Source organism: Vibrio pelagius (assembly GCF_024347575.1).
In the GTDB taxonomy this organism is placed as follows: domain Bacteria; phylum Pseudomonadota; class Gammaproteobacteria; order Enterobacterales; family Vibrionaceae; genus Vibrio; species Vibrio pelagius.
Map to the genome: position 1 here is coordinate 767,489 of NZ_AP025503.1, position 21,105 is coordinate 788,593.

The following is a 21,105-nucleotide window of genomic DNA, read 5'->3' on the forward strand; positions in this document are numbered from 1 at the left end:
CCATTATTCTTTTGGTTCTTTAGCGGCGAAAAAGTAATCGTCTGCCTGAACTCGTGGGCGCATAGTAACGACGTGCACCAAATTGATCCGTGAGAGAGATCGCACTCCCTAATAAGATATTGGTACTAGACCAAATTTGTATGACGTTTTTGATACTAGGTCACATTTGTAACAGAATAATTAAGAAGAAGGCAGCTCGGTATGACTACCACAAAACGTGATCTCGTTATCACGCCACAAGCGCTTAATACCATGACGTTTCCTCTGCATGGGGCGCGATTGATTGAAGCTTCTGCAGGTACGGGTAAAACCTTCACGATAGCCGGCTTGTATCTGCGACTTTTGCTTGGTCACGGCACTTCTGAGATTGGTGTTAATGGTGAAGAGCCGAGTCGACACCAGCAACCGCTAACGGTCGATCAGATTTTGGTGGTGACCTTTACCGAAGCGGCAACAGCAGAACTTAGAGACCGTATTCGTGCACGTATCCACGATGCGCGCATTGCTTTTGCACGTGGTCAGAGTAGCGATCCTGTCATAGCCCCTCTACTTGAAGGCATTGACGACCATACTGGGGCTGCCAAAATCTTGCTGAATGCTGAAAGACAGATGAATGAAGCGGCGGTATACACCATTCACGGTTTCTGCCAACGCATGCTAACGCAAAATGCGTTTGAGTCGGGTAGTCGCTTTGACAATGAATTTGTGACCGACGAAAGTCATCTAAAAGCGCAAGTGGTGGCGGATTACTGGCGTAAACAGTTCTACCCATTACCGCTGCAGTTGGCTGGAGAAGTACGTAATATCTGGGGTTCACCTTCTGCTCTGTTAGCGGATGTAAACCGCTACCTAACAGGCGCGCCGTTAAAGCTAACAGTAGAGGCGATGTCTGGTGATCTGCAATCTCTTCACAACAGCAACCTTGATAAAATCAGAGCACTCAAAACACAATGGCTGGCATCGCAAGAGGACTTTCTGCCCATTATCTCGGGCTCAGATGTTAACAAACGCAGCTACACCAAAAAGTCACTGCCGACTTGGTTAGAGGCGGTAACGACTTGGGCGCAAAGTGAGACACATGATTATCAGTACCCAGATAAACTCGAAAAGTTTTCTCAATCAACGCTCAACGAGAAAACACCGAAAGGCACGGCTCCTTGTCATGAGGTTTTTGAGGCGATTGATACCTTCTTAGCACAGCCTGCGGATATGAAAGCGCCGCTACTGGCACATGCAATTACCCATTGTCGAACCATGCTTGCCGCGGCTAAAGAGCAGAAGCAGTGGCTCTCATTTGACGATCTACTGACCCAGCTCTCAGCGTCGATTGATGTCGATGAACAGTCACTGTTGGTCGAACGCATTCGTACTCTTTATCCAGTCGCGATGATCGATGAATTCCAAGATACCGATCCGCTGCAGTACAGCATCTTCAGTCGTATTTATCTGGATAGCCCACAATGTGGCTTGTTTATGATTGGTGACCCGAAGCAGGCAATTTACGGCTTCCGTGGCGCAGACATTTTTACCTATATCAAAGCGCGTAACCAAGTGAGTGCCCACTACACTCTTGGTACTAACTGGCGTTCAAGTGCAGACATGGTGAGCGCGGTAAATCAGGTGTTTAGCCAATCTGACAGTCCGTTTATCTATGACGAAGATATTCCATTTCTTCCAGTCGCTTCGAGTCCCAATGCCGATTTGCGTCACTGGACACTTGGCGACCAGGTTCAACCTGCGATGACATTTTGGTTGCAAGAGGCGGAAGATAAGCCCTTACCTAAAGGGGAATATCACGCAGCGATGGCAGAAGCGACGGCGAGCCAAATTCAAACAATATTGACCGCTTCTCAAGACCAGCAAGCGTTTCTTGATAACGGCAAAAGCCAAAAATCGATTCAAGCGGGTGATATAGCCGTCTTGGTGCGAACCGGTAGTGAAGGGCGTTTAGTTAAGACGGCGCTTGCAGAGCAAGGCATCGCCAGTGTTTACCTCTCTAACCGAGACAGTGTATTTGTCAGTCTTGTTGCTCAAGATCTTCAACGTTTGTTGCAAGCGGTACTAACCCCAGAAAATGACCGAGCTCTTCGTGCTTGTCTGGCTTCTGAGTTGTTTGCCCTTGATGCAGCATCATTAGACCAACTGAACAATGATGAGGTTGTTTGGGAAAATGCGGTTAATGAATTTCGTGAGTACCGAAAGCTGTGGCTACAGCGCGGTGTGCTACCGATGTTACGCGCGGTGATGAGTAAGCGCCACCTAGCTGAGCGATTGTTGGAAGAAGAGAACGGGGAGCGTGCACTGACGGATTTAATGCACATCGGCGAATTGCTCCAGCAAGCGAGACAAGAGCTAGACAGTGACTATGGACTGTTGCGCTGGCTTGCGGAAGCGATCATCGATGCGCAGAATGGTTTGGGTGGCAGTGAAGATGACATTCAGCGTCTAGAGTCAGAAAGAAACTTGGTGCAAATCGTGACTATCCATAAATCCAAAGGCTTGGAATATGACTTAGTGTTCTTACCGTTTGTAGCAAGCTACCGTGAAGCGAGCGAAGGTAAATATTACGACCACGCTACAGACACTACTGTGCTTGATATCACAGCCAGTGATGGCGCGTTAGCGCAAGCCGACAAAGAGCGCTTAGCGGAAGACTTACGTCTGATCTATGTAGCGCTAACCCGTGCTGTTTACGGCTGCTTTATTGGTATGGCACCACTGCGCAAGGGGCGTTCAACCAAAGAGCCGACGGGTGTGCATTTGAGCGCGATGGGCTATCTGGTTCAAAATGGGAAAGAGTGCAGCATTGCTGAACTACAGCAAGCTTTGGCGAGTTTAGAGAGTGGCAATCAAAGTATTACATTGAGCGAGACGCCTACGCAGCATGAGCAGCCTTTTGTAGCTAAATCAGAACCACAACCTGATCTCCAAGCTCAAGAGTTGAAGGCGTCGATTGACCGTGCGTGGCGTATCACCAGTTACTCTGGGTTAGTCAAGCAAGGCAGTCATGGCGCAAGTCATGATGCGACGATGGAGGTATCGGGCTTTGATATTGACTCTGCCGATGAGCAGGATGAAGACGAGCTGATTGAGCCAGAGCGTTCTATCTTTACTTTCCCTCGAGGAGCAAGACCGGGTACGTTTTTGCATACCCTGTTTGAAGAGGTCGAGTTTACCGAGCCTGCGACCAGCGAGCACAATACTCAAGTGATCACTCACTTACTGGAACTTGAACAGTATGAGCTTGAGTGGTTACCGGTTCTTCAACAATTGGTTGATACCGTGCTCAACACCGCTTTAGATGGTAAAAAGCTTAAGTTAAGCGAGAAAAATGCTTCTCAGCGACTTGTTGAGATGGAGTTTTTATTGCCCATTGAGGTGTTAGCATCCTCAGAACTCAACCGTGTTATTCAGTATCATGATCCTCTTTCGGCGAAAGCTGGCGACCTCGGTTTTCACACTGTGCAAGGCATGTTGAAGGGCTTTATTGATTTGGTGTTTGAACATGAAGGCAAATACTACGTGCTTGACTGGAAATCAAATCACTTAGGTGATGATGTGGCGGTTTATCATGGCGACGCCCTTAAGGGTGCCATGGCCGATCACCGATATGATTTGCAGTATCAAATTTACGCCTTAGCTCTGCACCGCTTCCTGCGCAGTCGAATTGCTAATTACAGCTACCAAAAGCATTTTGGCGGTGTTTATTATCTGTTTTTACGTGGTATGGATGGACAATCTCAGCAAGGAATATTTTCCGCTAAACCAAGTGAAGCCATGCTCAATGAAATGGATCAATTGATTGACGGCAAGGTCGTCGATCGCCAAACAGCCCAATCGAATGATGACCAAGCTGGACAGATGGAGCTTATATAATGACACCCATTGATTTACACCAAGCGCCGTTAATGGATGTACTAAAGGTTTTGGCTGATAAGGGGACAATTCGCCAGCTCGATTATCAATTTGCTCGCTTTATCACCCAGCAAGCGAGTGGTTACTCACAAGAGGCCGATACTGCTCAGCAGCTTGGCTTTCTTGCGGGTGTGGTTAGCCATGAGCTGGGAAAAGGTCATATCTGTATGCAACTGACAGTGAGTGATCACTATCAGTCAAATACACCCGCTGACTTAGCGCAGTTGCTTGGGCTATATGGCGAAGCTGCACAGCAGCTCAATCAACGTCTATTGAATATCGATTGGTCTGCTATTTTGAGTAACTCAAGTCTGGTTGGCACCACTGCTGCCTGTGTTAAGCCACTCATGTTTGACGGGCAGCGTGTCTATCTACAGCGCTATTGGAATTATGAGGTGGTGCTTGCTGAGGCTTTAAATCGCTTGAGTCATCCGGTGGAATTTAATCTAGAGCAGAAGCGAGCACTGACACAAACGCTTAATCAACTATTTGCTCGGAGCTATCACTTTCTTTTTAATGCTTTGGCTAAGGCTGACGCGAATGGTCACAGTACGCAAGTGCTTCGCCAGCAGTTGGTTTGCGATCACTTAGATATTGTCTCTGAATCTGAACTCAATTGGAGCGAGATTGATAGAGTGGTAGCGGATGCACGTCAGGTTTCTGACCTGAGTGTGTTGGATGAGTTGGTGCCTTTGTCGGTATGCCTCAATTGGCAAAAAGTTGCGGCAGCGGTAGCACTCAGCCGACGCTTTGCTGTGATATCAGGTGGTCCTGGTACAGGTAAAACCACCACAGTGGCGAAACTGTTATCTGCAATGGTCGAACAGTCATTGAACTTGGGCAAAGCGCCGACCATTAAATTGGTTGCGCCGACAGGTAAAGCGGCAGCGCGTTTGACCGAGTCAATTGGTAAAGCGATCGATCAACTTCCAGTTGAACCTGTAGTGAAAGAGAACATCCCCACGGAGTCGAGCACCTTGCACCGCTTACTTGGTGCTATTCCAAATCGTGCTGAGTTTAGACATCATCGTCGAAATCCACTGCATCTGGATATACTGGTTGTCGATGAAGCTTCGATGGTTGATCTCTCTATGATGTATAAGCTGGTGGACGCACTTCCTTCTCATGCGCGTTTGATTCTTCTGGGAGATAAAGACCAACTAGCCTCGGTTGAAGCCGGCGCTGTATTGGGCGATATTTGTGATTTCAATGCTCACGGCTACAGCGCATCTCAAGGGAGCTTGATTGCTGAACTGACGGGTTTTAACGCTTTGTCTAGCCACAACGTAAGACACAACAACATCAGTTCGGCTCCAGCCGTCGCTGATAGCTTGTGTATGCTGCAAAAGAGTTATCGCTTTGATGCGCGTTCCGGTATCGGTCAACTGGCTAAGGCAATTAATGCTGGGTCAGCCGCGCAAGTTGACTTGGTATTGAATAAAGGTTTTGCCGATATCGAGCACCACTCTCTTTCCAGTGACAGTTATAACTTGATGCTACGTACTTTGGTCAATGAGTACGGCAGTTACTTAAATTGTATTCACCAACCGTTAGCTGAAGGCGAGAAACAGGAGGGGCGCGCTAAACAAGCCCTGGATCTTTTCAGTCAGTGTCGACTTCTTTGTGCGGTACGAGATGGTGATTTTGGTGTTTCAGGATTAAACCACCGTATTGAGCGAGCTCTAGCGGCGAGGCGTTTGATTCAACCTCACAATGAAGAGCTCTGGTATCACGGTCGCCCAGTGATGATAACGCGTAATGATCATGGTCTTGGTTTGTACAATGGTGATATTGGTTTGTGTATGCTGGATTCCACTATTACCGAAGATGGTTCATCGCCAAGACTTAAGGTTTATTTTGAGCTGCCTGATGGCAGTGTTAAGGCGGTGCTGCCTAGTCGAGTGCCTGAGCATGAAACGGCTTATGCGATGACGATTCACAAATCTCAAGGTAGTGAGTTTGATTTGACCTTAATGATTCTGCCACCGGAGTTCAGCCCGATTTTGACGCGTGAACTTATCTATACAGGCGTGACGCGTGCCAAATCTCGCTTGATGATGTTTAGCGATAACTCAGTATTTAAGCGAAGTATTAAGGTGAAAACTCAACGTGTGAGTGGCTTGGCGGTTCGTTTGGGAGGCGGTGAACGCTAAAGGAATAAAGAGATGACGATAGGAAGCAGCCGTCCGTGGTGGCTTCTTTGAGTAAAGGGTCTTACTCGTTACTGAGAAAGGCTTTTGTAAAAGAGATATGGTTTATCTTGTATTTTGCTTGGCAGTTCAAGATAAACTCTTTTAGGTTATCAGTGACTGGAAACACACAATGGACGTCAAGCCCTTCAAGAAATTGGTTGTCAGCCATATCCCAGAAGCTCTGTAGCGAATTACAAATAACGGTTCTCATATCAATATGCTCTTTTTGCTTTTTGTTATTAACGGGCATAGCCAAAGTTTAATACCAATCACAGTAAATAAGTGATCAAAAATAGCGCAGGAAAAAGGCTTGAGAACAAGGCAGAATTTTTCGATAAGTAGTTATTCTACAATCAAAAATTCTAATGCAGTTATCGAGCATTTTAACAAGCTAGGGTGAGCAATTATTTACTACGATTGGTATAAGCCTGCGATGTTAAGTTTAAGCAATCCGTGCAAGTCCCCATGCGAAGAACGCATAGACGATTCCAATCAATGTTTACTAAGAATGTAAATCGGGTAAATTCTATACAAGTATTGGTGTGAATAAAAGTGCATAGTTTATAAATCTCATATAGTAATCGATTACATTTGCAATCAATTTCTATCGAAAGTGAGAAAAGGCACCAAATTTAAATTTTAGGTGCCGGAATTTTGCACAAAACATCAAGTTTTAGACGTTCAACGCCAGTATTTTCGATTTGCGTTGATAGTTGTACAGGCTTTGTTTTTCCATTGGCAGTTCATCGACTCCAATTTCATAAAAACCTTGCTCCCTAAACCAGTGAAGGCTGTGGGTGGTCAGTACGAAAATCTGATCAATATTTTGGGATTTAGATTGGTGCCTCATGTAATTGAGCAGCAGTTGCCCACGGTTGCCATCTCGGTAGTCTGGATGAATAGCAACACACGCCATTTCCGCCATATGATCTTCAGGGTAAGTGTAAAGTGCGGCGCAACCTATGATCAGTCCATCCTTCTCTATGATGGTGAAACGGTGAATCTCCTGCTCGAGTTGTTCACGAGAGCGACGAACCAAAATACCTTGCTCTTCAAGAGGACGAATGAGATCGAAGATACCACCGATATCATCGATTTGAGCTTGCCTTACTTGTTCGGCACTCGCCATAACCACTTGAGTACCGATACCATCAAACGAGAACAGTTCTTGAATTAGCGCGCCATCGAGTTTATAGCTGATTAAGTGACAGCGTGGTACACCAGCGTGGCAAGCTGCAATCGCGCCTTTTAAAAAACGTTGAGTGCCGCTACCCATATTGAGGGTTGGATCTTGCGACTCTGTGAGACGATCAAGTATCTGCTTAGCGTCTTTTGGAAATAGCTCTGCAAGTACATTACCATCGGTGTCGATAACCCCTTGTTCAGAACAGAAACCAATCAGTTTATCGGCCTTGAGGCGAATCGCGACTTGGGTAGCGACCTCTTCGGAAAGAAGATTAAAGCTCTCCCCTGTTACGGAGCTTGCAATAGGGCCCAGTAGCACAATCGATCCTTGAGCTAGAGTACGGTTGATACCCTCGATATCAATACGGCGGATTTTTCCGCTATGACAGTAGTCAGTCCCATCATCGACCCCAAGCGGTTGTGCGGTGACGAAGTTCCCACTCATGACATTGAGCTGCGTGCCGGCCATTGGGGTATTGTTTAAGCTCATTGATAAGCGTGCGGTGATCGCAAGTTGTAATTGTCCAGCCGCTTGCATAGCTACGCCTAATGCATGCTCATCAGTAACTCGGATATTCTTGTGGTAAGGGGTATAGCAATCTTGCTTGGATAGCAGCTCGTTGATTTGCGGACGAGCTCCATGAACCAGAACAATTTTTACACCTAGACTATGAAGGAGTGCAATATCATTAATGATGTTACCGAAGTTGCGATCGGCCACCGCTTCGCCTCCCAGCATAATAACCATAGTTTTTCCACGGTGTGCATTGACGTAGGGGGTTGATTGTCTGAAGCCTTTAACTAAGGCGGTGCTTCTTAATTTCACAGAGAGAATCCGTTCTGGTTATTTATTCCTAAATTTAACATTTTTATTCAATCGTAAACAAGAATATTTTAGGAATAAAATAGTAAGCTACCGTAAAGAATACTTTATTCTGTAACATTGTTGAGTGTAGAATGTCAGTTGCTTAAAATTGAGTAGTAATGGTTATGCAAGCCCCAGTAAGTAAAAACAAAATTGATGACATTACGAAGAGCTTAATTAGCGATTCGGATAAGAGAAAAAACGCTAACTTTAAACATAAGTTGGTCGAACGTAGCTTAATGGTGCTAGCTTTAGTGGGTACGATCGCAGTGGTGATCTTGTATCAAGGGGTCTTTGCTCGTATGCAGGCCGCATCGACACCTAAAAGTATGATTTACGGCACATGGGTGGAGCAGAATGTTGCGCATTACGCAGCCGATGAGTTTGTGCTGAATGATAGAGGCGTGACGGTCGCTGGTTCTGTGATTGCGACTGATTTTAGCTTTGATGGCAACTATTTTAAGTATCGCTCTGCAGGAAAGACCTATCGTTTCAAAATGGTTAACTCGGATTATACCGAGATGAAGCTCGACTCCGATGCACACTACAACCCTGTCTTTCGTTTAAAGGGCTATAACGACCATTCAGTTCGTTAGGTTATCTTACTGTAAACTCTTACAAACTTAGATTGAGTTATTCAGCCGTTTTTGTCATCCTCGTTGCATAGAAAATTTTGGATGATTCTTGTGATTAAAAAATGGCTCCCTCTGGTTTCGGCCTCAGTACTATTCGGTTGTGCGCAACCGACAGACCGCGCTCAACAGTATCTTGATGATGAATTTCCTCGTACCTTAAATAAGGTTGAGCAGATCGAAACCAACTCCCCTAGAGACTACACGGCTTTTTATGAACAAGCTGCAATGGTGGTCTCTAAGTCTCCCTCTATGGCAAAAATCTATCAGCCACTTTATCAACAGTTGAATGAGTGGGCTCTGCAAAGTGGTGACCCTAAACAATTGTCCAATTACGGTGTTGAGGCTGCACAATTGGGTGGTGGAGACAAGCAGGGTAATGTTCTATTTACTGGCTATTTCTCACCTGTGATGGAGCTGCGCCATGAGCCAAATGAGGAGTATCGTTACCCTGTCTACGCATTACCAAATTGTGGTCAGGAGTGCCCAACGCGAGCTGAAATCTACGACGGTGCATTAGACGGACTAGGGTTAGAGCTTGGTTATGCCGCAAATCGTATCGATCCATTCATGATGGAAGTGCAGGGCAGTGGGTTTGTACACTTTGGTGATGATGACACCCTTAAGTATTTTGCCTATGCCGGTAAAAACAACAAAGCGTATGTCAGTATTGGACGTGTATTGATTGAACGAGGGTTGGTGCCTCGTGAAAAAATGTCTCTTAAAGCCATTAAAGAGTGGGTGATGGAAAATGATCCAGAAGTCGTGAAAGAGCTTCTAGAACAGAACCCTTCTTTTGTTTTCTTCCAAGCAAATGAAGATTTGTCGGTAATGGGCAGCGCAGGTATTCCACTACTACCGATGGCGGCTGTTGCGGGTGACCGATCTATCTTGCCTATGGGGACACCGATTTTAGCGGAAGTGCCACTGCTAAATGCTGACGGCACTTGGAGTGGGGTGCATCAGCTTCGTTTATTGTTGGTACTGGATACTGGCGGTGCGGTGAAGCAAAATCATCTCGATCTTTATCACGGTATGGGGCCAAGAGCTGGCACAGAAGCGGGACACTACAAGCACTTTGGCCGAGTTTGGAAGCTTGGGTTAGACGGCAGTGCGACCGAAGCACCCTGGGCGTTGCCACCTGAAAAGATTGAGTAAGCTAGCGCATTGAACTACATCGGCTAATCCCCTAGACTTTTTATTCAAGAGTGCGTATAAAACGCACTCTTTCTTTTTCTAATGCAATAAATTGGCGGCAACAATGCGTGAATTGACCACACCAGCTTCTGAAAATTATGACCAACGATTCGGCGGGACTCGCCGTCTGTATGGCAATAGTGAAGTTGAAATATTAAGAGCAGCACACGTTTGTGTGGTTGGTATCGGTGGTGTTGGTTCATGGGCTGTTGAGGCTTTGGCTCGTACTGGTGTTGGTGAACTGACCTTGATCGATATGGATGATGTGTGTGTGACAAACATTAACCGTCAGATCCATGCAATGACTGGTACAGTTGGTCAAAGCAAGATTGAGGTGATGGCTGAGCGCGTTAAGTTGATCAATCCTGAGTGTAAAGTGAATCTGATTGATGACTTTATTGGTCCAGACAATCAAGCTGAATACATTACCAAAGAGTTCGATTACGTTTTGGATGCGATCGATAGCATGAAAGCAAAAGCATCTCTGCTGGCGTACTGTCGAAGCAATAAAATTAAGGTGATCACCACCGGTGGTGCTGGTGGTCAAGTTGACCCGACTCAGATTCAAGTTGCTGATTTAACCAAGACAATTCAAGATCCGCTCGCTAAGAAATTGAAAGATACGTTGCGTCGTCACCATAACTTCCCGAAAAATCCAGCGCGTAAGTTTGGTATTGAGTGTGTGTTCTCAACCGAACAGCTGAAATACCCACAAGCTGATGGCAGTGTATGTGCAGCTAAAGCGACGGCAGAAGGGCCTAAACGTATGGACTGTGCGACGGGTTTTGGCGCAGCGACTGTGGTAACCGCAACCTTTGGCTTTGTCGCTGTATCGCGCATTGTTGAAAAGTTGATTCAGAAGTATAAGAAGTAGGAGCACTAGATGCATTCATTCCCTGACTCTCCTTTTGGTTCCACAATTACCAGTGATGACATTGTCGAGAAAATGGCAACGTTTCGTGGCTGGGAAGATCGCTATCGCCAAGTGATTCAGTGGGGGAAAAAGCTTCCTCAAATGCCTGATGAATTGAAAAGCGAGCAAGTGACTGTGGCTGGCTGCGAGAGCCAAGTGTGGTTGGTGGCTCAGCAAGACGGGGATGTTTGGCATTTCTGTGCTGATTCTGATGCGCGTATTGTGCGCGGATTGATTGCCCTGGTAATGGCCGCTTTTGATGGCAAAACGTCACAGCAGATCCAAGCATTCGATATCGATGACTATTTTGCAAAGCTTGGTTTGATTGATCACCTTAGCCCTTCTCGTGGCAATGGCCTAAAAGCGATTGTTGAGCAGATAAAGCAGCTTGCTTGCTAGCCATAAAATCTCCGATTCACGTTAAGAGATTCCAGACACTTCGTCCCTCAGTTCTGGAATGACGAGTAGAACCTAGATTCGTCATTCCCTATAGCGACGAAGGAGCGTAGTAGGGAATCTCGTTCGATCCCCACCAAAGCTAAAGCATGTCTACCGCTTTCTCTATAGCAGCAATCAGTCTTTCAACATCTTCAATATCGTTATAAATCCCAAACGAAATTCGCACCGTGCCTTTGATCCCCAATGCATCCATCAATGGATGAGCACAGTGGTGGCCGGCTCGAACCGCAATGCCTTGTTGATCGAGCAGCGTCGCGATGTCTTGATGATGCACGCCATCCATAGTAAATGTGACCACGCTAGAGTTAGGTTGGTAGCCAATGACTTCGATGTCATCCAATTTAGATAGGGCTTGGTAGGTCATATCGACCAATTGATGAATGTGCGTTTCTACTTGCTGTTGTTCGAACTGGCTTAGCCATTGAATCGCCGAGTCCAACGCGATCGCACCAGCCACATTGGGTGTGCCTGCTTCAAACTTACCGGGCAGTGCAGAGTAGGTCGTTCCCTCAAAAGAAACACGTTCGACCATCTTCCCTCCGCCATGCCAAGGTGGCATCGACTCTAGTAATTCTAGCTTGCCATAAAGCACACCGATCCCCGCTGGTGCATAAAGTTTGTGTCCTGAGAATACGTAGAAATCAGCGTTCAGCTCAGTCACATTGACAGTCTCATGAACAACCCCTTGTGCACCATCGACAACCACGATCGCACCGACAGAGTGTGCTTTTTCTATGACTTGTTCAATAGGTTGACGTGTCCCCGTGACATTGGTGACTTGCGCCAGAGCGATGATTTTAGTTTTGTCATTTAACAGAGAATCAAAAGCAGCCATATCGAATTGGCATGTTTTGGTCATTGGTATCTTAATCACTTTAGCACCGGTTTGCTCGGCGACGATTTGCCACGGCACAATATTAGCGTGGTGCTCAAGTTCACTGACCAGAATCTCATCCCCCGGCTTTAAAGAGCTTCGAGCATAGGTTTGGGCAATTAAGTTCAGCGCTTCAGTTGCACCGCGAGTCCAGATGATCTCTTTGCTTGAAGCAGCGCCAATAAACTGAGCGACATTATCCCTCGCAGCTTCAAATTGACTGGTCGCTTTGGCTGTAAGACTATGACTTCCCCGGTGGACATTGGCATTTTGCTTAGAGTAATACTCACTAATCGCATCGATCACCACTTGAGGTTTCTGGGTTGTCGCAGCGCTGTCTAAGTAGATCAGAGGCTGTTGATTAACCTGTTGGGTGAGCGCAGGAAATTGCTTGCGAATGTGTTGGATGTCTAGCATCTAAAATTACCTAAGGGTTGAAGATTGGATAGGGTGCTGAACGTAGCACTTCTATTTATTGTATCGTGAGTTACTTGATTGTGGAGACTACTATTTACACCGCAGCGCTTCTTGCTGTTTTACTCGGTCAAAAAGTGCTTGATTGACTGGCGTTGCGATACCGTGTTTGCGAGCGGTATTAAGTAAGTGACCCGTAATGAAGTCGATCTCGGTTTTTCGCTGATAGAACATATCTTGCTTCATCGATGAGTTGTTGGCTGCAGTAGCCTGGATAACTTGCTGAACGATTGAACTGAGCGACTCGATAGAGGTTGGTAGATTCTCTGCAACCATAATTTCAACGACTTCGGCAATGATCTCATTGACTACGGCTTGATACTTCTCTTCAGAAAGTTGACCATTTTTAATCTGTTCAAGACCAGTTAAAGGGTTAATCGCGCAATTTACAGCAAGCTTATTCCACAGTGCTTGATGGATATTGTCGTTCCAAACAACGTCGGGAAGGGCATGATTAAGCACATCCACTAAGAAATGACACTGGCTGCCGTTGCTGTTGTAGCCACCAAGTTGGGTATTGCCGTGTCCCGTGTGATGAACCTGATTTGGCGAGCTTTTATAAGCAGCTTGAGTTGTAGTAGCAAGAACAACCGGAAACGGTTCAACTTGTGAAGCGATGTTATCTACTGCGCCCATGCCGTTATGCATGAAAAGAAGAATCGCGTCTTCATGTATATGAGGAATAAGCGGTTGGATCGCTGATTCCACTTGCCAAGCTTTTACTGTAATTAAGATAAGATCACTATCGGCAAGCTTGGTTTTATTATTGTTGTCGAATCGAACTTTTGCTTGTTCGTCGAGTGATATTAGGTAGTCGGTTTGAGTGGAGCGGCTCCAGACTGATACGTTATGACCAGCTTGATGAAGTTTAATTGCCCACAGCGAGCCAACGGCTCCAGGGCCGGCAACAGTAATATTCACAATACGACCTAGTTTTATCAAATAGGTGCTCAGGATAGCGCTGCAGAATATGAAAGCAATAAAAAATGGCACCCGAGGGTGCCATTTAGGAAGTTTTCTTAAAGCTCAGATTAGAACTTGTAAGTTACTGCTACATAGTGACCGAAGCCAGTCGTTTTGCCAGCTAGACCGTCGTCTTTAAGACCGTAAACGTCTTTGTAACCTTTAAGGCCGTAACCAACAGCGAAACGATCTGAGTGCCAGTAGATACCGTTGAACATAGCACCACCATTTGAAGTGTTTAGTGCTTTGTTGTCATCATCCATACCAAATTGGTAGTCGATGTAACCTTGGTAAGAGATGAATGAACCGTTCTCGAAGAAGTAGAATGGTTTGAACCAGTTAGCCGACACTTGGTAACCGTTCCAGTCTTTCTTGTTTGAGTCGTATGTGCCGTATAGGTTTAAGCCAACTTTGCCAAACCAAGGAACCATTACGTCAGAACCTAGACCGATTTTTTGTGTGTTAGTTGTTTCACTTGGAACACAAGTTGATTGGTCTGGGGTGCAGTTTGTCGCACCGCCGCCGCCCCACTCAACCAGAGTCGCAACATATAGTTCTTGAACTGGACCGAAAGAAAGGTCTTTACCTGTTAGTCCGTCAAGAGACATACGAGGTGCAAACTTCATAAAGATTTTTTCTGCACCATCTTTATCACTACCAGGATTTGAAGTTAGGTTGAATACATCAACGTAGCCGTATAAATCAAAGATTCCTGAACGACCACCAAATTCCATCTCTAGGTAGTCATGAGATGATTCACCAGGAAGCTCATCGAAAGCACCCATTAGGTTAAATTGAAGCCACTTGTAATCGTTTTTGTGGATATCGCCGTCAGAGTAATCTGCTGCCATTACTGGAGCAGAAGTAGCTGCTAGAAGACCAAGAGTCAGAAGTGATTTACGCATAAGGGAACTCTCTCTGTTAAAAATAAGTAACTCGCTAATCCATGCGTGTTAGTGATGTCCGAATGCCGAGCATGATAGCGATTTTGCTCTCAATTAAAAGTGAGAATGGATGCAAACTAGAAATAAAAGAGTGACTCTAGTCACACAAATGATCTAAATAAGGGAACTTTAAGGGTGTAGTGCAACCTGATGCTGCCTAGTTTTTATTGATTTAGCGATTGCTGCACATTTTATAGATAAATTGAATAATTGATGTACGAAGCAAACGTTTTTGCAGTATCTAGTGATCTAAATCTTGTTATCAACATGAATGGTATAAAATGAATTGACACCGTATTTTCAGTTGCAGATGAACTTATACCTCAATATAAATAATACAAATTAGTTGAACCACAAATAAAAAGAGAACCAATAGGCTCTCTTTTATCACTGTGAGTTAACGGACTACTATTTCTGTTGCCGTGCTTCTTCAAGCAAGCGAGCGAAGAAGTGTCGAAGGGAGTAGAGCATTAATAGGCTAGGTATCACCATGAGTGCGGTAATAATAAAGAACAGCGACCAATCATTAAGGTAGTCGACAAGTTCTCCACTAAAGGAGGCCAACGTTGTGCGTCCAAAGTTCCCCAGAGAAGCAAGGAGTGCGTATTGCGTAGCCGAGAATGCCTGCCCAGTTAACAAGGTTAAAAACGACACAAACGCTACCGTAGAGAAAGCGGTTGTAAAGTTATCGACAATTATAGTCGCGAGGAACAAGGTTTCGCTTGGCCCTGCTTTAGCAATCCATGCGAACATCAGGTTACTGCCCGCCATCGCAATACCACCGATCATTAACCCTCGCACGATACCAAACTTCACGTTGAAGATACTGCCTAACAGAGTGAAGAATATTGTCGCGCCCCAGCCAATCAGTTTCGAGTAGTGACCGATCTGTTCGTTACTAAAGCCTATCTCTTTGTAGAAGGTGATAGACATACGGCCCAAAAAGGCTTCGCCAATCTTAAACAAGAACACAAACAACAGTAGAGTGATTGCCACTTGTACGCCATTGCGCTTGAAGAAGTCATAAAAAGGTTCAATCACAGTTACGCTAAACCAAGCGACGATCTTAGAATCGATCACTTTATTGTGACGTTGTTGAGCTTGCTCTTGTAACTGTTCACGTTCTGTTTTTGGCTCCCCAACCAGTAATGTGAACAACATTAAGACCACCACCACACCAGCCATACCGTAGTAGACGCCATTCCATCCAATTGCGTCAGCGTTAATGAATGCGAGATAGCCCGGCAAGGAGTAACCTGTCCACCAACCGACCACTGCCATTGCAGAAGCTTGTGGTAGTTTTGATGCTTCAGATTTAGGGAAGGTATCGATACGAAACGCATCGATGGCAATATCTTGAGTTGCAGAGGCAATCGCAATACCTAGAGCCAACATCGAGGTAAACATCAGGTCGTTGGCTGGATTGACACCTGCGATAAAAAGGGTGGCAATCAATACGATGGATTGACAGAAAAATATCCAGCTACGACGTTGGCCAAGTATTGCATGAAGCACAGGCAGTTTAACGCGGTCCACTAATGGCGCCCATAAAAAATTGATCGCGTAAACGGCAAATACACTACCGAAATAACCAATCGCAGCACGGGTTAATCCGGCATCTTTCAGCCAGCCTGACATGTTGGAGCCAATTAATACCCAGGGAAAACCGCTGGAACAACCGAGCATAAACACCCAGAGTAGTCGCTTATCTAAATAGCTACGGAAAGTTTGCATCCATGAAAGTGAGGAAGAGCCTGAAGACATAGGGCGTCCTTGTATAGAAAAACGCCCTTAATGAGTTAAGGGCGTGAGAAGAGATTATTTGATAACTTTGACGGCTGTAATCACGATTGGGTCTACTGGGATGTCAGACATACGACCCACGCGCTTAGTTGGGATGGTCGCCATTTTCTGAACGACATCGAAGCCTTCTGTCACTTCACCGAATACCGCATAGCCTGGATTACCAGCACCAGCATTTAGGAAGGTGTTGTCAGAGTAGTTAATGAAGAACTGGCGAGTTGCAGAGTGTGGCGCGTTGGTACGTGCCATCGCAATCGTCGCGGTTTTGTTCTGTAGACCGTTGTTGCCTTCATTTTTGATTGGCGCATAAGTCGGTAGACGGTTCATCTCTTCATCAAAGCCACCACCTTGAGCCATAAAACCTGGGATCACTCGGTGGAATTGGCTGCCAACATAGCTGCCATCTTCTACGTACTTTAGAAAGTTTTCCGAGCTGATTGGTGCTTGCTCTTCATTAAGTTCGATCGTGAAATTACCTAACGTAGTCTCAACCGCCACTTTGGGGCCAGCCCAAACGCTCGCGCTTAGCATTGCTAGAGTAATAGAAGTTAGAATACGACCCATTAGAAATGCTCCTTCATGTAAGTTTGAAGTTCTTGGTCGTTGGCGATTTCAGTCAGAACTAGATTGATAACGTCGTTTAGCACCAGAGCAATATCTTCGTTTGAAGCACTCAATGCTCCTGTGCGAACTGCTGTACCATTAAAGGTCTTGACCAGTTTGCCTGCCGGAGTTTCAGCTGTTACTTCCAGCGTTACCTTACCATCCATTTGGTTTTCCATGATGGTGTGCTTAACCGTCACTAAGGCTTCTTGGATTTCAAGAACAACAGAGTTTTCGCTATTAACGCTCGCTCGGAAGCCTTGAGATTCAAGCTGTTGAGCTAATACGTTCTCTAAAGAGATGCGCATGTTCTGCTTAGCATGAATAGGTTGAATGTTGGAACGGCCGCTATCCACGAGTGCGACGTATTGTGCCGCACGTACATCTTTACTGCTTAGAGTGTACGTTTTGCCTTGTACTAGGTTGCTATTACTGAGAGAAGCTTCTGGAGCTAGGTTGATCTGCTCTTGTTGAGGCGCAGAACACGCCGTCAAAGCCATAATAGAAGCTGCTAAAATCAGTTTTTTCATTCCAATATCCTTTCTAATTCCACACGAGACGCACGGCACTTTCCCGTACGCGCAATACCACAGCTACTTATTAAAGTTAGCGGGCTCTCTTGTTGCTTGTAATATCTCAAATTTTTGGTTCAATTCAAGCGTTTCGACGTTCGCCTTGCCAAATAATCTCGCTAACTTTACATCGTATCCGAGGTGTCGGTTGCCAATAACAATTAATTTGCCCCCGTTACTAAGAACATGCTTTGCATCACAAAACATCTGCCATGCAATATGGTCGGTGATCGCTTGTTGTTGATGAAAAGGAGGATTACACAGAACTAAGTAGGTGCTGTTCTTCTTGAACCCATCTAAACAGTTATTGGCAATGAACTGGAAATTGCCCTCGTCCCCGATGTTGTGATGAATGTTCTGTTTGGCCGATTCCACCGCCATAAAGCTCTCATCAACACAGGTAATGCGAGCCTGTGGGTTCAGTTGCGCCGCTTTAACACTTAATACTCCGTTGCCACAACCTAGGTCGATGATATGACGAAGCTCCGGATCTTGCGGGATGTGCTCAAGCATATAGCGAGCGCCCTGATCGAGTGCTTCCCCTGAGTAAACATTCGGTAAATTTTTCAGGCGGATATCTTCACCATCAACGTCCCACTCAACGTACGGTTCAACCTTGTGAATAGGCTGACAGTTTGGTGACGAGAATACCAAGCGGTGTTTTTTCTTCGCTAAAGAGGTTTTGGTTTCACCGAGGTACTTTTCAAATAGGTTGAGGGTAGAGGTGTGAATCTCTTTTACTTTATTGACACCAATCACTTGGCATCCTTCAGGAAGAGCCTGACGCAATTGACTTAGTTGCCACACTAAATGGCGATTGGTTTTTGGTAGCTGCATCAATACCAGATCAACACCAGCTGGGATATCGTCCATGGTAGTGAGAAACTGAACGCGATTACATTGGTTACGTTGCAGGTTTTTGAGTGCGCCTCGATGAGAAATAAACGAGTCGCTCATCATTGTCACGTCGTGATCTTGTGAGAACCAAGCGGAGAGTGCACCAAAGTGATCATTGAGAATCAGGATGTGTTTTCCAGGTTCTAGAGCCATCTCTTCGACATGATTGATAATGTATTCATCACCAGCATCCCACGCCTGCAGGGTTTCACTAGAACGTTTAGGGAAACGATGTAGAGTCAGGGTTCTGTCGTGTAGGGTAAGTTCGGTTTTCATGACTTAGATACTTTATGTGAGAAATAACGGCGGCATTCTCTCAAAAGCGGACTAAACAAGATAGAAAAAACTCTACATTCCTATGAGTGTCATGTATTAAAGACACTTACCCACTTTGGGTTTATACTGTTTTGATAGTGAATAATAAGAGTCCGATAAAGGAATCATGATGATCCAAGAAGTCATTGAAACGAAACTGCATAATGAGTTTGAGCCAACACATCTCAATGTAGTAAATGAAAGCTACATGCACAATGTTCCAGCAGGTTCTGAAAGCCATTTTAAAGTGGTTGTGGTGAGTGATGCATTTGAAGGTCTGCGTTTGATTGCACGTCATCGAGCTGTCAATCAAGTGCTGTCTGAAGAGTTAGCGAATCACATCCATGCGCTCTCTATTCATACTTATACAAAAGAAGAATGGCAGAAGCAGTTTGACAGCGTGCCAGATAGTCCAATGTGTATGGGTGGCAGCAAGTCATAAAGCGGGTAGATAAACAAAGGGTGGCATTGGCTGCCTTTTTTATCGCCAAATCTATCGGTTTTTCGTTGTTATATTGACCAGCTTGATGACTCCTTAAACGATCTGAAATACCCATAAATAGTAATGTTTTTATTAACAGTGTTTCAACATAATCGGAAAAATATTACTTTGTGACAGAGTGTTAATCTCTTGTTTAAAACGCGATTAAAATGCCTTTTTATCTGTGCGGCTCGTCAAAATTATTCATATTTGAGAGTCCATATGCTTCAATTCTCACCAAATATAACCCTTATTCAAGTTATTGGTCATGGCATCAAGACGTCAAAAAATGCTAGAATACGGCACCTGATAAATCTCACCTCATTTTTGTGATGAGTTTATTAAGATAATGTTGCGATTTTGGTGCCTTAATTCTACCAAAACCGGACACTCTAATGTCGTGTCTAAGGGCGCATAAAAACCGTCCTGAATTTACGCAATTAAAAGAATCTTTTTCCCGATAAAGTAGTGCAAGTGCGTATGATTACAATAAAGAAGGGCTTGGATCTTCCTATTGCAGGAGCTCCATCCCAGGTGATTAATGATGGTAAGTCCATCACTAAAGTCGCCTTGCTTGGCGAAGAGTACGTTGGTATGCGTCCTACGATGCATGCTCGCGTTGGTGATGAAGTGAAGAAAGGCCAAGTTCTTTTTGCAGATAAAAAGAACCCAGGTGTTGTATTTACTTCTCCAGCAAGCGGTAAAGTTATTGAAGTAAACCGTGGTGCTAAGCGTGTTCTTCAATCAGTAGTGATTGAAGTAGCAGGCAATGAGCAAATCACGTTCAATAACTATGAAGCTAACCAACTAGCAGGTCTAGACCGTGATACGGTTAAGACTCAGCTTGTTGAGTCTGGCGCATGGACCGCTCTGCGTACTCGTCCGTTCAGCAAGGTTCCAGCTGTTGATTCTGAAACTCAGGCTATTTTCGTAACTGCTATGGATACGAACCCTCTAGCTGCTGAGCCAGAATTGATCATTAACGAGCAGTCTGATGCTTTCGTTGCTGGTTTAGATATTCTTTCAACTCTAACGAGCGGCAAGGTTTACGTTTGTAAGAAAGGCACAAGCCTACCTCGTTCGTCTCAGTCTAATGTTGAAGAACATGTTTTCGATGGCCCACATCCTGCAGGTCTTGCAGGTACACATATGCATTACCTATATCCGGTAAATGCAGAAAACGTAGCGTGGAGCATTAACTATCAAGACGTTATCGCGTTCGGTAAACTTTTCCTAACGGGTGAAATTTACACAGATCGCGTTGTTTCTCTGGCTGGTCCAGTCGTAAACAACCCACGTCTTGTTCGTACTCAACTTGGTGCTAGCCTTGATGAGCTTACGGACAGCGAGTTGATGCCAGGTGAAGTTCGTGTGATCTCTGGTTCAGTACTAACTGGTACTCAAGCAACAGGTCCTCATGCTTACCTTGGTCGTTACCATCAGCAAGTTTCTGTTCTACGTGAAGGTCGTGATAAAGAGCTGTTCGGCTGGGCTATGCCTGGTAAGAACAAGTTCTCTGTTACTCGTTCATTCCTTGGTCACCTGTTCAAAGGTCAGTTGTTCAACATGACAACGACAACGAACGGTAGTGATCGCTCAATGGTTCCAATTGGTAACTACGAGCGCGTAATGCCTCTAGATATGGAACCTACTCTGCTGCTTCGTGATCTATGTGCAGGCGACGTTGATAGTGCTCAAGCACTAGGTGCGCTAGAGCTAGATGAAGAAGATGTAGCATTGTGTACCTTTGTATGTCCAGGCAAGTACGAGTACGGTCAACTACTTCGTGAATGCCTAGATACGATTGAGAAGGAAGGGTAA

17 protein-coding genes are annotated in these 21,105 nt (G+C 45.2%); 8 read left to right on the plus strand and 9 right to left on the minus strand.

Going from position 1 to position 21,105, the window contains the following annotated elements:
- The first annotated feature begins 201 nt into the window (after positions 1 to 201).
- Both recB and recD read left to right on the plus strand, forming a co-directional pair.
- Complete coding sequence (gene recB, locus vsple_RS03355; RefSeq protein WP_261882673.1) at positions 202 to 3,876, plus strand: exodeoxyribonuclease V subunit beta; 3,675 nt, start codon at positions 202 to 204, stop codon at positions 3,874 to 3,876.
- Positions 3,876 to 6,068 carry an exodeoxyribonuclease V subunit alpha gene (gene recD, locus vsple_RS03360; protein WP_338116312.1) on the plus strand — a complete coding sequence of 731 codons (2,193 nt, stop codon included), beginning with the start codon at positions 3,876 to 3,878 and terminating at the stop codon, positions 6,066 to 6,068. The genes recB and recD overlap by 1 nt, the downstream gene beginning before the upstream one ends.
- A 61-nt stretch (positions 6,069 to 6,129) precedes the next feature.
- Here the strand turns inward: recD and vsple_RS03365 are convergent, their stop codons facing one another.
- A complete protein-coding gene (locus tag vsple_RS03365) occupies positions 6,130 to 6,318 on the minus strand; it encodes a hypothetical protein (RefSeq protein WP_255231297.1) in 189 nt (62 codons plus the stop codon).
- A 462-nt stretch (positions 6,319 to 6,780) separates the two neighbouring features.
- The gene (argA, locus tag vsple_RS03370) at positions 6,781 to 8,118 is read right to left on the minus strand and encodes an amino-acid N-acetyltransferase (protein ID WP_255231296.1); all 1,338 of its coding nucleotides are present in this window, start codon (positions 8,116 to 8,118) and stop codon (positions 6,781 to 6,783) included.
- A gap of 158 nt (positions 8,119 to 8,276) precedes the next feature.
- Here argA and vsple_RS03375 point away from each other — a divergent pair, with 158 nt between their 5' ends.
- The 4 genes from vsple_RS03375 to csdE all read left to right on the plus strand — a co-directional run bounded on the left by vsple_RS03375 (position 8,277) and on the right by csdE (position 11,298).
- On the plus strand, positions 8,277 to 8,753 hold the full coding sequence (locus vsple_RS03375) for a DUF2850 domain-containing protein (RefSeq protein WP_255231295.1): 477 nt from the start codon (positions 8,277 to 8,279) through the stop codon (positions 8,751 to 8,753).
- 81 nt (positions 8,754 to 8,834) lie between these two features.
- Complete coding sequence (gene mltA, locus vsple_RS03380) at positions 8,835 to 9,947, plus strand: murein transglycosylase A (RefSeq protein WP_261882674.1); 1,113 nt, start codon at positions 8,835 to 8,837, stop codon at positions 9,945 to 9,947.
- Between the two features lie 103 nt (positions 9,948 to 10,050).
- The gene (tcdA, locus tag vsple_RS03385) at positions 10,051 to 10,860 is read left to right on the plus strand and encodes a tRNA cyclic N6-threonylcarbamoyladenosine(37) synthase TcdA (RefSeq protein WP_032551412.1); all 810 of its coding nucleotides are present in this window, start codon (positions 10,051 to 10,053) and stop codon (positions 10,858 to 10,860) included.
- 9 nt (positions 10,861 to 10,869) lie between these two features.
- The gene (csdE, locus tag vsple_RS03390) at positions 10,870 to 11,298 is read left to right on the plus strand and encodes a cysteine desulfurase sulfur acceptor subunit CsdE (RefSeq protein WP_261882675.1); all 429 of its coding nucleotides are present in this window, start codon (positions 10,870 to 10,872) and stop codon (positions 11,296 to 11,298) included.
- Between the two features lie 139 nt (positions 11,299 to 11,437).
- On the opposite strand, the gene csdA is transcribed toward csdE, so the two are convergent.
- From csdA to vsple_RS03425, 7 genes are all read right to left on the minus strand, one after another.
- Complete coding sequence (gene csdA, locus vsple_RS03395; RefSeq protein ID WP_261882676.1) at positions 11,438 to 12,649, minus strand: cysteine desulfurase CsdA; 1,212 nt, start codon at positions 12,647 to 12,649, stop codon at positions 11,438 to 11,440.
- A gap of 90 nt (positions 12,650 to 12,739) precedes the next feature.
- A complete protein-coding gene (panE, locus tag vsple_RS03400) occupies positions 12,740 to 13,627 on the minus strand; it encodes a 2-dehydropantoate 2-reductase (protein WP_261882677.1) in 888 nt (295 codons plus the stop codon).
- 110 nt (positions 13,628 to 13,737) lie between these two features.
- A complete protein-coding gene (locus vsple_RS03405; RefSeq protein ID WP_261882678.1) occupies positions 13,738 to 14,574 on the minus strand; it encodes a nucleoside-specific channel-forming Tsx family protein in 837 nt (278 codons plus the stop codon).
- Positions 14,575 to 15,021: 447 nt separating this feature from the next.
- The gene (locus tag vsple_RS03410) at positions 15,022 to 16,377 is read right to left on the minus strand and encodes an AmpG family muropeptide MFS transporter (RefSeq protein WP_261882679.1); all 1,356 of its coding nucleotides are present in this window, start codon (positions 16,375 to 16,377) and stop codon (positions 15,022 to 15,024) included.
- Positions 16,378 to 16,431: 54 nt separating this feature from the next.
- The gene (locus vsple_RS03415) at positions 16,432 to 16,980 is read right to left on the minus strand and encodes a peptidylprolyl isomerase (protein ID WP_261882680.1); all 549 of its coding nucleotides are present in this window, start codon (positions 16,978 to 16,980) and stop codon (positions 16,432 to 16,434) included.
- Positions 16,980 to 17,549 carry a YajG family lipoprotein gene (locus vsple_RS03420; RefSeq protein ID WP_255231288.1) on the minus strand — a complete coding sequence of 190 codons (570 nt, stop codon included), beginning with the start codon at positions 17,547 to 17,549 and terminating at the stop codon, positions 16,980 to 16,982. The genes vsple_RS03415 and vsple_RS03420 overlap by 1 nt, the downstream gene beginning before the upstream one ends.
- Positions 17,550 to 17,612: 63 nt before the next feature.
- Complete coding sequence (locus vsple_RS03425) at positions 17,613 to 18,764, minus strand: methyltransferase (RefSeq protein WP_261882681.1); 1,152 nt, start codon at positions 18,762 to 18,764, stop codon at positions 17,613 to 17,615.
- Positions 18,765 to 18,933: 169 nt separating this feature from the next.
- Between vsple_RS03425 and bolA the strand changes: the two genes are divergently transcribed.
- Together bolA and vsple_RS03435 are read left to right on the plus strand one after the other, a co-directional pair.
- A complete protein-coding gene (gene bolA / locus vsple_RS03430; RefSeq protein WP_255231763.1) occupies positions 18,934 to 19,245 on the plus strand; it encodes a transcriptional regulator BolA in 312 nt (103 codons plus the stop codon).
- A 519-nt stretch (positions 19,246 to 19,764) separates the two neighbouring features.
- Positions 19,765 to 21,105 (plus strand): Na(+)-translocating NADH-quinone reductase subunit A, encoded by a 1,341-nt coding sequence (locus vsple_RS03435; protein WP_261882682.1) that lies wholly within the window; start codon positions 19,765 to 19,767, stop codon positions 21,103 to 21,105.

Coding starts and splice junctions, on each gene's coding strand:
- vsple_RS03415 (WP_261882680.1), bottom strand. CDS start 16,980: ATGGGTCGTATTCTAACTTCTATTACTCTAGCAATGCTAAGCGCGAGC.
- tcdA (WP_032551412.1), top strand. CDS start 10,051: ATGCGTGAATTGACCACACCAGCTTCTGAAAATTATGACCAACGATTC.
- csdA (WP_261882676.1), bottom strand. CDS start 12,649: ATGCTAGACATCCAACACATTCGCAAGCAATTTCCTGCGCTCACCCAA.
- recD (WP_338116312.1), top strand. CDS start 3,876: ATGACACCCATTGATTTACACCAAGCGCCGTTAATGGATGTACTAAAG.
- csdE (WP_261882675.1), top strand. CDS start 10,870: ATGCATTCATTCCCTGACTCTCCTTTTGGTTCCACAATTACCAGTGAT.
- mltA (WP_261882674.1), top strand. CDS start 8,835: ATGATTCTTGTGATTAAAAAATGGCTCCCTCTGGTTTCGGCCTCAGTA.
- vsple_RS03410 (WP_261882679.1), bottom strand. CDS start 16,377: ATGTCTTCAGGCTCTTCCTCACTTTCATGGATGCAAACTTTCCGTAGC.
- bolA (WP_255231763.1), top strand. CDS start 18,934: ATGATCCAAGAAGTCATTGAAACGAAACTGCATAATGAGTTTGAGCCA.
- vsple_RS03420 (WP_255231288.1), bottom strand. CDS start 17,549: ATGAAAAAACTGATTTTAGCAGCTTCTATTATGGCTTTGACGGCGTGT.
- vsple_RS03425 (WP_261882681.1), bottom strand. CDS start 18,764: ATGAAAACCGAACTTACCCTACACGACAGAACCCTGACTCTACATCGT.
- vsple_RS03375 (WP_255231295.1), top strand. CDS start 8,277: ATGGTTATGCAAGCCCCAGTAAGTAAAAACAAAATTGATGACATTACG.
- vsple_RS03435 (WP_261882682.1), top strand. CDS start 19,765: ATGATTACAATAAAGAAGGGCTTGGATCTTCCTATTGCAGGAGCTCCA.
- vsple_RS03405 (WP_261882678.1), bottom strand. CDS start 14,574: ATGCGTAAATCACTTCTGACTCTTGGTCTTCTAGCAGCTACTTCTGCT.
- vsple_RS03365 (WP_255231297.1), bottom strand. CDS start 6,318: ATGAGAACCGTTATTTGTAATTCGCTACAGAGCTTCTGGGATATGGCT.
- recB (WP_261882673.1), top strand. CDS start 202: ATGACTACCACAAAACGTGATCTCGTTATCACGCCACAAGCGCTTAAT.